Annotated in this window: 10 protein-coding genes; 6 read left to right on the forward strand and 4 right to left on the reverse strand. The window is 72.0% G+C overall.

Translation table 11 applies throughout. From position 1 onward, the window contains the following. Positions 1-82: 82 nt before the first annotated feature. The 3 genes from ACWGI8_RS09980 to ACWGI8_RS09990 all read right to left on the reverse strand — a co-directional run bounded on the left by ACWGI8_RS09980 (position 83) and on the right by ACWGI8_RS09990 (position 3,476). The gene (locus ACWGI8_RS09980) at positions 83-502 is read right to left on the reverse strand and encodes a RidA family protein (protein ID WP_453659649.1); all 420 of its coding nucleotides are present in this window, start codon (positions 500-502) and stop codon (positions 83-85) included. A 323-nt stretch (positions 503-825) separates the two neighbouring features. Next, positions 826-2,100: an MFS transporter gene (locus ACWGI8_RS09985; RefSeq protein ID WP_453659638.1), complete on the reverse strand. Its 1,275-nt coding sequence runs from the start codon at positions 2,098-2,100 to the stop codon at positions 826-828. Continuing rightward, positions 2,097-3,476: an MBL fold metallo-hydrolase gene (locus ACWGI8_RS09990; RefSeq protein ID WP_453659639.1), complete on the reverse strand. Its 1,380-nt coding sequence runs from the start codon at positions 3,474-3,476 to the stop codon at positions 2,097-2,099. Before ACWGI8_RS09990 ends, ACWGI8_RS09985 begins: the two co-directional genes overlap by 4 nt. Before the next feature lie 86 nt (positions 3,477-3,562). Here ACWGI8_RS09990 and ACWGI8_RS09995 point away from each other — a divergent pair, with 86 nt between their 5' ends. Further along, positions 3,563-4,240 carry an ArsR/SmtB family transcription factor gene (locus ACWGI8_RS09995; protein WP_453659640.1) on the forward strand — a complete coding sequence of 226 codons (678 nt, stop codon included), beginning with the start codon at positions 3,563-3,565 and terminating at the stop codon, positions 4,238-4,240. Beyond that, a complete protein-coding gene (locus ACWGI8_RS10000; protein WP_453659641.1) occupies positions 4,237-4,446 on the forward strand; it encodes a hypothetical protein in 210 nt (69 codons plus the stop codon). The genes ACWGI8_RS09995 and ACWGI8_RS10000 overlap by 4 nt, the downstream gene beginning before the upstream one ends. 216 nt (positions 4,447-4,662) lie before the next feature. On the opposite strand, the gene ACWGI8_RS10005 is transcribed toward ACWGI8_RS10000, so the two are convergent. Continuing rightward, entirely contained in the window at positions 4,663-5,814 is a 1,152-nt protein-coding gene (locus ACWGI8_RS10005) for a site-2 protease family protein (protein WP_453659642.1), read from the reverse strand. A 273-nt stretch (positions 5,815-6,087) separates the two neighbouring features. Between ACWGI8_RS10005 and ACWGI8_RS10010 the strand changes: the two genes are divergently transcribed. The 4 genes from ACWGI8_RS10010 to ACWGI8_RS10025 form a co-directional block, all read left to right on the forward strand. After that, positions 6,088-6,966, forward strand: coding sequence for a universal stress protein (locus ACWGI8_RS10010; protein WP_453659643.1), 879 nt, complete (start codon positions 6,088-6,090; stop codon positions 6,964-6,966). Between the two features lie 87 nt (positions 6,967-7,053). Continuing rightward, positions 7,054-7,908 (forward strand): DMT family transporter, encoded by an 855-nt coding sequence (locus ACWGI8_RS10015; protein ID WP_453659644.1) that lies wholly within the window; start codon positions 7,054-7,056, stop codon positions 7,906-7,908. A 247-nt stretch (positions 7,909-8,155) separates the two neighbouring features. After that, complete coding sequence (locus ACWGI8_RS10020) at positions 8,156-9,841, forward strand: NAD(P)H-dependent oxidoreductase subunit E (protein WP_453659645.1); 1,686 nt, start codon at positions 8,156-8,158, stop codon at positions 9,839-9,841. Beyond that, positions 9,838-11,895, forward strand: a 2,058-nt coding sequence (locus tag ACWGI8_RS10025) for a molybdopterin-dependent oxidoreductase (RefSeq protein WP_453659646.1), incomplete at its 3' end; no start/stop codon positions are given. The genes ACWGI8_RS10020 and ACWGI8_RS10025, both read left to right, overlap by 4 nt.

The following is an 11,895-nucleotide window of genomic DNA, read 5'->3' on the forward strand; positions in this document are numbered from 1 at the left end:
AGTTCGGGAGGCACTGGATCTCTTGCCAGGACAGCATCGGGATGCCGTTGGTGAAAGCTGCTGGTCATGCCCCCACAGCGTGTCAGTGGGCTGAAGAATCGAGCACGGCGGCGACGGCCTCGATCTCGACGAGTTGGTCCTTGTAGCCGAGCACGGTGACGCCCATCAAGGTGCTTGGGACGTCATGGTCAGCGAACGAGTCCCGGACTACCTCCCAGGCAGCCACCAGGTCCTCCCGCCGGGCCGATGCGACGAGAACCCTTGTACTGATGACGTCCTGGAGTGACGCACCCGAGGCAGTGAGAGCAGCCTGCATGTTCTCGATGGCTTTCACTGCCTGGCCCGCGTAGTCCCCGATTGCTGCCGTGGAGCCGTCATCGTTCAGCGGACACGCCCCTGCGAGGAAGATCAAGCGTGACTCGGCAGGCGCCGTGGCTGCGTAGGCGTACTCGGCGACGTCGGACAGGGAGGCGGAGCGAATCAAAGTAATGGCACGAGCCACGGTCGTCGGGGTCCTTTCCCATCGGGTGTTTCGGGTGTTGAGCTCGGACATCCTGCCAACGCCCCGTTGGTTCCCGCCTTCCAATTTCTTCGCCGCCCCCCACGCGCAGCCCGTCACTTCTCCTCGACAATCGCGAGCCGAGTGATCACCAACTGACTCCGGAACCCGTCGACAAACGCTGTTCCCAGAGATCGACGAAGCCAACGCGTCCGCGGTTACGTGCTGACGGGCGGACTCGTCCAGCTTCCGGTCACTTGGTGACGCCCTGTTGGCGTGTGGGTACGGCTCGCGGGGCTGATGCCCAGAACAGGTCCGGCGGCCGGTCACCTGGCGGGGTGTTCCTTGATCCAGCGGGCGGCGAGCAGGCCGGAGGCGGCGGTGAGGGCGGCGGCGGCGACGACGGTCGCGTTCAGGCCGAGCCAATCGGCGAGGATGCCGGCGACGAGGGCGCCTACGGCGTAGCCGATGTCGCGCCAGAAGCGGTAGGTGCCGAGCGCGTTGGCCCGCCAGGCGGGGTGGGCGTGGTCGGAGACGGAGGCGATCAGGGCCGGGTAGACCATGGCGGTGCCGAGGCCGAGCGCGATCGCGGACAGGACCCCGGCCAGCAGCGGGCGGTCCAGCAGTGCCAGGGCGAGGACGAAGCCGACGGCTTGGACGAGCATGCCGGTGACGATGAGGGGTTTACGGCCGATCCGGTCGGCGAGGTGCCCGGTGGGGATCTGCCCAATGCCCCACAGGATGGGGTAGAGGCCCTTGATCAGGCCGACCGCGGCAATTCCCAGGCCGTGGTCGGTGAACAGCAGAGGGAAGACGCCCCAGGTCAGGCCGTCGTTGAGGTTGTTGACCAGGCCCGCCTGGCTGGCGCCGCGCAGGGAGCGGTTGCGCCAGGAGGTGCGGGCGAACGTGGCGGCCAGGGCGGTGTTCTCGCCGGTGGGCAAGGGCTTGGCGTGCTGGGCGAGTTCCAGGGCGACGTGGGCGGCGGTGTCGCGCACGACCAGAGCCAGGGCGAGTCCGGCGACGACGAAGACGACGCCGATGAGTTCGGGGACGGGGCGCAGGCCGTAGGCGGTGGCAAGGTAGCCGGTGAGCAGGGCGGTGACGCCGACGGCGGTGTAGCCGGCGGCTTCGTTGAGGCCGGTGGCAAGTCCCCGGCGGGAGGGTCCGACGAGGTCGATCTTCATGTTGACGGTCATCGACCAGGTCAGGCCCTGGTTGAGGCCGAGCAGGACGTTGGCCGCGACGATCCAGCCCCAGGAAGGCGCCCAGGCCAGGGCGAAGGGGACAGGGATGCCGATCAGCCAGCCGGTGACGAGGAGTTGCTTGCGGCGGAAGCGGGCCGTGAGCGCGCCGGCGGCGAGGTTGGTCATCGCCTTGGTGAGGCCGAAGGCGATGATGAAGGAGAACACCGCCAGGTCGCTGGTCAGGCCGAAGACGTCGGTGCCGATGAGCGGGACGGTGGTGCGTTCCAGGCCGACCAGGCCGCCGACGCAGATATTGACGATGACCAGCAGGGTGAACTGGAGCCAGTTCTCTCTCAGGCCCAGCCGGACAGGTCGCCCGGAGGCGTCGGTCGGCGCGGTGGTGGGGGCGGCGTTCACGGGCGGGGGTCCTCCGTGCCGTCAGTCAGGCGCAGGCCGTGGGCGGCGGCGTACTGGTCCGGCCCGCCTTCCAGGACCGCGAGGTCGGTGCGGCCGGCGCGTTCCAACAGGCTTGCGGCGGTCATCGCGCGCTCGCCGTGCCCGCAGTGGACGATCGCGTTCGTCGGGGCGTCGGCGGCGCGGGCGGTGAGGTCGCCGAGTTCGATGTGGACGGCGCCGGGGATGTGGCCTGCGGTGTGCTCGGAGCGCTGCCGGATGTCGAGGACCGGGCCCGCACCGGCCTGGCCGGCGGGGACGTAGGCGGTGGTGGTCTGCGTGCCGCCGTCGGCGAGCCAGGCGTCCATGCCGCCCGCGAGACGCCCTGCGAGGCGTTCGTAGCCGATTTTGTACGCCTGCCAGACGATCTCGCTCAGGCTCGGTCCGTCACCGGTGACGAAGGCGAGGGGTGCGGCGTCGGGCAGGAGCCAGCCGAGCCAGGTGCCGAACTGGTCCCGCAGCGGGATCGACAGAGCCCCGGGGATGTGACCGGCCGCGAAATCGGCGGCGGGCCGGACGTCGATGACATATCCGCCCTCAGCCATGAGGGCCCTGACCTGAGCAGTGGACAGTGCGGGCAGCAGCGGCGTGGCGGTCAGGACCGCGGGCCCGCGCCGGTTGATGTCGGCGAGCCGGTCGAAGTAGGCCGGGTAGGAGCCGAGGCTCGCCACCAACTGACGGACGAATGCGTCCTCGTCCCGCGCGGCAAGCAGGGGGTTGGCCTGCTTCTGCGCGCCGATGGTGGTGGTGCGCTCGGTGCCGGGCGGCGCGGAGCAGAACGAGCCCGCGCCGTGCGTGGGCCACACCGCGGTCTCGTCCGCCAGCGCGGTCAGCCGCTTGAGGGAGCGGTACTGGGCCCGGGCGAGTTCCTCGGTCCGCTCCGCTCCGAGCAGGTCGGTGCGGGCGGCGGAGTTCACGATCAGCGACCCGCCGGTGAACACCCCGAGCTCGCTGGAGCCGTCCAGGAGGAGGAAGGACAGGTGCTCGTCGGTGTGGCCGGGGGTGGCCAGCGCACGCAGCGTCAGTCCGCCCAGGTCGACCTCGTCGCCGTCGGCGAGCGGGGTGTGGGTGAAGGCGCGCCGGCCGGCGGCGGACGCCAGCACGGTGGCCCCGGTGTCGTGGCCGAGCTGCACGGCGCCGGAGAGGAAGTCGGCGTGCAGGTGCGTGTCCGCGGCGAAGGCGACGCGCAGACCGCTCCGCCCAGCGGCAGCGTGCAGGGCTCGCAGATCGCGGCTGGCATCCACGGCCAGAGCGCGGCCGTCGCCCAGGTCGACCAGGTAGGCGCTGTTGCCCAGCCCTTCGTCGATCAGCGGTACGAGGTGGTCATCGGCGAAGCCCACGGCGTTGCCTCCAAGATCACTTCCAGGGGGTGTGGTCTCAGCCCCTCGACTCGTCTACAATATTCCATGGATTTATGGAGGATGTCATGGCGGAGCACACGAAGACCAGCGCGAAGGCCCAGCTGTACGACGCGTTCGCGGCCAGCGGAAAGGCGCTGGCCAGTGGAAAGAGGCTGGAGCTGCTCGATCTGCTCGCCCAGGGCGAACGCACCGTGGACGCGCTGGCGAAGGCAGCGGGCCTGAACCTGACCACGGCCTCGGCCCACCTGCAGACCCTCAAGCAGGCCGGCTTCGTCGCCACCCGCCGTGAGGGTGTACGCATCCACTACCGGCTCGCCGGCGACGATGTGGCGCAACTGTTCGCGATGCTGCGCAAGGTCGCCGAATCGCACCAGGCCGCCGTGCCGGCTGCCCGCGATGCTTACCTCCGCGAGGACAGCGCGGCCGAGCTCACTCGAGAGGAGCTGCAGGCCCGGGTCCATGTCGGCGACGTCGTCGTGCTGGATGTGCGGCCGGTGGAGGAGTACCAGGCCGGGCACATCCCCGGAGCGCTCTCCATCCCGGTGGAGGAGCTGGCCGAGCGGATCAACGAGCTGCCCGAGGACCTGGAGATCGTCGTGTACTGCCGCGGCGAGTACTGCGTGCTCGCCTACGACGCGGTGCGGCTGTTGACCGACCGCGGACGCCGCGCGATCCGCCTGAACGACGGCATGCTCGAGTGGCGGCTGTCCGCGATGCCCGTCGACGCCGGGGACTTCGTGTGACCGGCGACGAGCTGGCCGCGCACCCGGGCCTGGCCGCAGGCCCGGTCTACCTGGACTACAACGCCACCACCCCCGTCGACCCCCGCGTCGCCGCAGCGATGCTCCCGTACCTGACGGACTTCTTCGGCAACCCTCCAGCAGCCACCCCTACGGCGAGACACCCCGCCGCGCGCTCGCCGAAGCCCGGGCCCGGGTCGCGGCCCTGATCGGGGCCCACGCCGGAGAGATCGTGTTCACCGGCTCCGGGTCGGAGGCGAACCTGCTCGCCCTACGCGGAGCAGTCCTCGCCTCCGGCCACCCACGCCCCCCATGTCATCACCCAGGTGACAGAGCACCCAGCCGTGCTGGAAACAGCGCGCCCCGCTCGGGCGAGGCGGTCCTCATCCGCTGAGGCGTGCCGCCCGGGCGTGATGACGGTGCTGTCACCGGCGCGCCCGACCGCTTCCCCCAGGGCCGGGGGTCATCAGCCACGCCACGGTGCGGCTGATGTCCGACGCGGAGAGGATGCCGATGAGCCGGGTGTCGTCCAGCACGAGAACGCGGTGGGCGGCACCCTGCTGCATGCGTGGCAGAAGATCCGTGAGTGCATCGTCCGGCCGTGCCACGGCGACCTGGGAGAGGGGCAGCATCACGTCGCCCACCGTCACGACGGTCTGCCGCTCCGCCTGCACCGCTCTGGCAGCGTCGAGTGTCACCAGGCCGATCGGGGCTCCGCCGTCCCCGGTCACCGGGAACGCCGAATGCCGGAACCGGTACAGCGGGTCGGCGAGGAACCTGTCGACCGGGAGAAGCGCGGGTACCGAGACCGGATCCGGCGTCATGGCCTGACGCACCGGGACGCCGGCGAGGATGGCGCGCAACTCCGCCTGCCTCCCCTCCAGCGTGGCCGCCGCGATGAGGAACCAGCCGATCACCGCCAGCCACAGTCCTCCGAACGAACCCGTCCTCATCAGCAGAACAAGTCCCAGCACCGCAAGGAACCAGCCGAAGATCCGGCCCGCCGTCGCCGCCCCCGCCGTCGCCCGCAGCCGGTCTCCCGTCCGCCACCACAGGAAGGCCCGCAGCAGCCGGCCGCCGTCGAGCGGCGCCGCGGGAACGGCGTTGAACACGGCGAGCAGCAGATTGATGCCGGCCAGCCACACCATGCCCTCGACGGCGAGACCTGACGCGGATGCCCGGGCGAGCAGCCACGCCCCTGCCGCGAAGACACCCCCGAGCACGAGACTCACGAGCGGGCCGACACCCGCGATGCGCACCTCGGCCGCAGGGCTGGATGCCTCCGACTTGAGCCGGGCCGCTCCGCCCAGCAGCCACAGCACGATGTCGTCGACGTCGACTCCGTTGCGGCGAGCCACAACGGCGTGGGCGAGCTCGTGGGCGAGCAGTGAGGCGAAGAAGACCACGGCCGTTGCCAACCCGGTCAGCCAGTACAGGACCGGCGCGTGTCCGGGGTGCGTCTGCGGCAAGCGGCCCTGAGCGAGACCGAGCGCGATGATGGCGAAGACGAGGAACACGCTCCAGTGCACTCCGATCCGGACGCCGGCGATGCGTCCCAGCGGAAACGTCGCGCCCACTGCGTACTCCCAGCTCGACCGTGTCGGCACAGAAGACGGCGGGGAGGACAACCCACCTCTCGTGGGTCCTGATTGCACGGTGCGCGGTCTCGCTCCGCTGCTCCGTGTCCTCGTTCTGTCCTCCTCGTCAATTCCAGTGAAGCGCCACCGGGCTGTACGGCACAGGTCCACAAGGGGCACATCGCGGGGACCGCTCGGCCCTTCCTGGGGGTGCCGCCGCAACGTGAGCCTGGAGCCGTGGCCGCGCATGCGGCGCGTAGGAGGTCAGCACCGATGTCCCGCCATGTGACCGCCGGCCTGGACGGGTCGCCCGAAAGCGCCGCTGCTGCCCAGTGGGCGGCACGGGAGGCACTCCTGCGGAAGGCGCCGCTACGCCTCGTACACGCGGACGAGCGGCCGGTCTGGACGGTCGATCCTGTGGCGCAAGCCGACGCACAACGACGCTGGGCCGAACAGCTCCTGACCGAGGCCGCGGAAGAGCTGCGGTGCAAACACCCCTCCCTGGAGATCACCACGCGGCAGTTGTCGGGGCCGGCGCCCGCCGCTCTGGCCGCGGAGGCAGCCGAGGCCGACCTGCTGGTGCTCGGCTCCCGCGGACTGAGCGGCGTCATGGGCTTCGTCCTTGGATCGGTCGGCATGCAGACGATCACCGCCACCGAGCCGCCGGTCGTTCTCGTACGGGCACCCAAGCCCCCGGGCGCCCAGAACCAGGCGGCTCCGGCCGGACCCTCGCGTGACGTCGTCGTCGGCGTCGACATCCACCAGTCCTGCGACCCGCTCCTGGACTTCGCGTTCGACGAGGCCGCACATCGCGGCGGCCGCCTGCGGACGCTCTACGGCTGGTCACTCCCGCCGGTCGTCCGCGACGCACTCGGACTCGAAGCAGCCGAGCGGGACATGCGGCCGGACATCGCCCGCAGTCTCAGGGACATCCTGGCGCCCTGGCAGGGGAAGTACCCTTCGGTGACGGTCGTCGAGCTGACACCCATCGGCGCACCCTCCCAACTGCTGGTGCAATCCGCCGCCGACGCGGATCTCGTGGTCGTCGGTCGGCGTATCCGCAGGTCCCCCCTAGGCGCCCACATCGGATCCATCACCCACGCGGTGATACACCACTGCACCGCGCCCGTCGCCATCGTCGCCCACCACTGATCTCGGCCGGCGCCCGGTTGCGCCGACGTTCCCCCGCTCTCGCGTGTCGGGGAGGGCCGCGGTCACCCATGCCGGAATGCTGGGCCCGTGAACGCCGCTGTCGCGGTGCCGGCCGCCCTGCTGTCCGCGCTCACCTTCGGAGTCGCGTCAGTACTCCAGCAACGGGCGGCGAGCGAGGCGCCCGCCCGGGAGTCGCTGCGGCTCCGGCTGTTGCTCGACCTGGCCCGCCGGCCGAGATGGCTGGCCGGTATGGGCCTGACCATCGCCTCCTACGCACTGCTCGGCCTCGCTCTCGCCTACGGCCCACTCGTCCTGGTCCAGCCGCTGGCGGCCACCGATCTCGTCTTCGCCCTGCCCCTGCTCGCCTGGCGCCGCAACATGCCTCTGACACGCCGGGAGGCGGCGGGAATCGCCTGCACAGCGGGGGGCGTGGCCGCGTTCCTGACGGTCCTGCCGCCGTCCCCCGCGGGGTCGGAGGTTCTGGCGGGGCACGAGTGGCTGCCGGTGCTCGCGGCCGTCGGCGGCGCGGTGGCGGTGCTGACTCCGATCGGACGCAGAAGCCGGGCGACGACGCGGACGGCCCTGTACGCGACCTGCACGGCCCTGCTGTTCGCTTTGCTCGACAGCCTCACCAAGAGCACGGCAGGCCGGTTCCGCGCCGACGGGCTCGGCGCACTGGCCCACTGGGAGCCGTACGTACTGCTCGCCGTCGGCGTGACGGCCCTGGTCTTCTCGCAGAGCTCCTACCAGGCCGGCTCCTTGGCCATCAGCCTGCCGCTCATCGACACCCTCGAGCCGATCGGCGCCGTCCTGATCGGCATCGCCGTCTTCGGCGAGCAGCTCGCCTCGTCCACCTGGGCCCTGACCGTACAGGCGCTGGGGGCGGCCACCGCCGTGGTCGGCATCGTGCTCCTGGACCGGTCGCCCCTGGCACGGACCTGAGGCTGCGCACGGGCGGGGCTGTCCGCTGAAGGCCGGGCACGGCGGTACCGCCGCGGGACATGGTCTGCCCGATGGCTCAGGTGTCGTCGACCGTCTCCGCCCTCGGAGACTGCTCGTCCTGACAGGCCGCGGCTCGGGGGCCCCGGCTCGCAGCGAGGCCCTCTGCCCGCACCCTGATGCCCCCGCTGGCGCGCTCGCACGCCGATGCCGGGATGCGGCCTCGTACGACTGCCTCCACGATGAGGTCATGGTTCCCGTGGGTCCTGCGGACCGTTTCGACGCGTTTCGGGCCCTGGCCGACCGGCGCGGGCGGCCTGGAGACCGGCTGATCGAGGCGCTGGCCGAGGCCAGGGCGGGAACGGCGGACAGTCCGGAGGCCTGGGCTCCGGATGTCGCCGCCGCTATCGGCCTGCCCCCTGCCGCCGCGCTCGGACCCGCCGGCTACTACGCGGACCTCGCCGCCCCGCACGGCCGCCGTCACGTCCGGGTCTGCGCGGCGACAGCGTGCTTCGCCGCGCAGGCCGGACGGCATCTGGCCGATGTGGAGCGCGAGCTGGGCGTCACGGCGGGCACGGCGTCGCCGGACGGTGAGACGTCGTTGCAGGCCGTGCGCTGTCTGGGGTACTGCTACGCCGGTCCAGCGGCGCTCGACGGTGACACGCCCTGCACGGGCCCGACGCTGGCCGGCCAACTCGCGGGGCGCGAACCCCCTCGGGCTCCGGAGATTCCGGCGGCCGACGGCACCGGCGACCCGGTTCTGCTGGGGGGCGTGGTGGCCGGTGAGCCCGTGTGGCAGGTATGGCCGCGGATGGTGACGGCGGGTACTCCTGACGAGGTCCAGCAGGAGGTGGCGGCATCCGGGCTGCGGGGGCGTGGCGGCGCGGGCTTCCGGGTCGCGGCGAAGTGGGAGGCGGCCGGCCGGGCACCCGGCACCGTCGTGGTGGTCAACGGGGACGAGGGAGATCCCGGCTCCTACGCCGACCGGCTGTTGATGGAGCGGGATCCGGAACGGGTGCTTGAGGGCTTGGCCCTGGCCTGCTTCGCGTGCGGGGCCCGGCGGGGTGTGGTGTTGGTCCGCTCGGAGTATCCGCGCGCGCTGGCGCGGATGCGGGAGGTGGTCGGGCAGGCGTACGCGGACGGGCACTTCGGCGCGTCCGTGCACGGCACGGACACGGCCTTGGACGTACAGGTGGTGGAGGGCGCCGGGTCGTATGTCGCGGGTGAGGAGACTGCCCTGATCGCGAGCCTGGAGGGGGACCGGGGCTGTGCCCGGCCGCGCCCGCCCTACCCGACCCAGCGCGGGCTGTGGGATGCGCCGACGGTGGTGAACAACGTCGAGACCCTTGCGGCCGTCCCATGGATCGTCTCCCGGAGCGGCGAAGCGTACGCCCGGCGCGGGACGCCCAACGAGACCGGGACGAAGCTGGTCTGCCTGTCGGAGCGGTTCACCCGGCCAGGCGCGTACGAAGTGGAGCTCGGCACCCCGGTGAGGCGGATCGTCACCGAGCTGGGCGGCGGGCTGAAGGACGACGCCGAGCTGGCCGTGGTCCAGGTCGGCGGGCCGCTGGGCGGCTTCCTCGCCCCCGACGCACTGGACGTACCGCTGACCACTGCCGACCTCGATGCCCAGGGCGCGGCCCTCGGCCACGCCGGCCTCGTCGCCTTCGACCAGCGCGTTGCTCCGGAGGATGTCATGCGGCACATCTGGCAGTTCGCCGCCGCCGAAAGCTGCGGCGCGTGCTCGCCCTGCCGCGTGGGCTCGCGCCGGGGCCTGGAGCTGGCAGACGCGGGCGCCCCGCCGGGGGAAGAGTGGGAACGGCTGTCGCATGTCCTGGCCGAGGCGAGTCTGTGCGCCTTCGGACGGCGGATCCCACCTGCCGTGCACAGCCTCGCCCGCGCCTACGGGGACCGACTGGCGGGATGGGCTCCATGACCGGCATCGAGATCGAGGTCGACGGCATGTGCGTCGATGTGTTCGAGGGAGCTTCACTGCTCGCGGCAGTGCGGGCGGCCGGAGTCGAGCTGCCCGCACTCTGCTCCGACGACCGGCTCAGCGCTGCCGGATCGTGCCGCACCTGCCTGGTACGGGCCGACGGGAGGATCGCGGCGGCTTGTGTCACCCCGGCCGCATCCGGGGCCCGGATCGAAACCGACACGGACGATCTGCGATTGCTGCGTCGGGAGGCGGTGGAGGTCATCGCCTCCGCTCTGCCGTCCCGTGCCCTCGCCGACGACAACCCCAGCGAGCTGGCGCATGTCTGCCGGTCGATGGGCATCGGCCCCGAGGCGGCACAGGGCGTCGGAGGTCGGGGCGGTGACGACTCCCACCCGTACGTCCACCTTGACCGGGACCTGTGCATCGCCTGCGGCCGGTGTGTCCGCATGTGCGCCGAGGTGCAGGGCACCTTCGCCCTCACCCTGGTCGGGCGGGGCGCCGACACCGTCGTGGCCCCGGGCACCGGCGGGCCCTGGGCCGAGTCGGACTGTGTGGCCTGCGGCGGCTGCGTCGACACGTGTCCCACCGGGGCGATCACCGAGCCCGGTCCGGCGCGCGGGCTCACTTCCGGGATCCGCCCGACGGCGGCCCGGACGCGCACCACGTGCGGCTACTGCGGCGTCGGGTGTGCGCTGGATGTCGTCACCCGCGACGGCGAGGTCACGGCGGTACTGCCCGCCCGGGACGGCCCGGTCAACCAGGGGCACGCATGCGTCAAGGGGCGCTTCGCCCACGGATATCTCACCTCCCCCGAGAGGCTCACCCGGCCCCTGATGCGACGCGACGGCCGCCTGGAGCCGGTCGGCTGGGACGAGGCGCTCGGCCATGTCGCCCGGGGGCTGCGCGAAGCCGTTGACGCCGGCGGGCCGGACGCCGTGGCGGCGATCTCCTCGGCTCGCGCCACCAACGAGGAGAACTACCTCGTCCAGAAGTTCATGCGGGTCGTCATCGGCACGAACAACGTCGACAACTGCTCCCGCCTCTGCCACTCCCCGTCCGCCGCCGGCCTGACCGCCTCCTTCGGGCTCTCCGGCGGCACCGACAGCTTCGATGACGTCGAGCGGGCCGACTGCCTGCTGGTGGTCGGGGCCAACCCCGTCGAAGCCCACCCGGTGGTCGGAGCGCGACTGCTGAGGCGCGTACTGCACGGGGCCAAGCTCGTGGTCGCCGACCCCCGAGCCGTCGGCCTCGCCCTGCACGCCGACGTGCATCTGCGGCCCCGCCCCGGTACCAACGTCGCACTCTTCCACGGGCTCGCCCACGTCCTGCGCGCCGAAGGACTGGCCGACGAGGAGTTCCTCCGAGAGCGGGCCACCGGTCTGCCGGAGCTCACCGAGCTGTTGGACGACTACCCGCCCCATCGGGTCGCGGACATCACCGGGGTACCCGCCGCGGACCTGGTCGCCGCCGCCCGGCTCTACGGGCGTTCCGAACGCCCGGCGATCGTCTACGGCCTGGGCGTCACCGAGCACCTCCACGGCACGGACGGGGTGCGGTCGCTGGCCAACCTGGCGATCCTGCGCGGTGCCGTGGGCACCGACCGCGGGCACGGGGTCAACCCGCTGCGCGGCCAGAACAACGTCCAGGGCGCCTCCGACATGGGCGCGTTGCCCGACCTCCTGCCCGGCTACGGCAAGGTGACCGACCCTGCCGTACGGTCCCGGGCCGAGGCGGTGTGGGGCGCCCCGGTCCCGGGCCGCCCCGGCCTGCGGATCCCGGACATGTTCGCCGCCGCACGGGCCGGGGATCTGCGGGCTCTGTGGGTCATCGGTGAGGACGTCTGCGCCACCGACCCAGACGCGAACCGGGTGGCCGGAGCCCTGGACGCGTGCCCGCTCGTCGTCTGCAACGAGCTGTTCCTGTCCGAGACCGCCCGCCACGCCGACGTCGTGCTGCCGGTCGCGTCCTGGCTGGAGAAGGACGGCACCTTCGTCAACTTCGACCGCCGGTTCCAGCGGGTCCGTCCCGCCGTCCCCCCGCCGGGGGATGCC

The sequence above is a fragment of the Streptomyces sp. NPDC054841 genome (assembly GCF_053611045.1).

What these genes read in the sequence shown, in the direction of transcription:
- ACWGI8_RS09995 (WP_453659640.1), top strand. Translation starts at nt 3,563, where the DNA reads ATGGCGGAGCACACGAAGACCAGCGCGAAGGCCCAGCTGTACGACGCG.
- ACWGI8_RS10010 (WP_453659643.1), top strand. Translation starts at nt 6,088, where the DNA reads ATGTCCCGCCATGTGACCGCCGGCCTGGACGGGTCGCCCGAAAGCGCC.
- ACWGI8_RS10020 (WP_453659645.1), top strand. Translation starts at nt 8,156, where the DNA reads ATGGTTCCCGTGGGTCCTGCGGACCGTTTCGACGCGTTTCGGGCCCTG.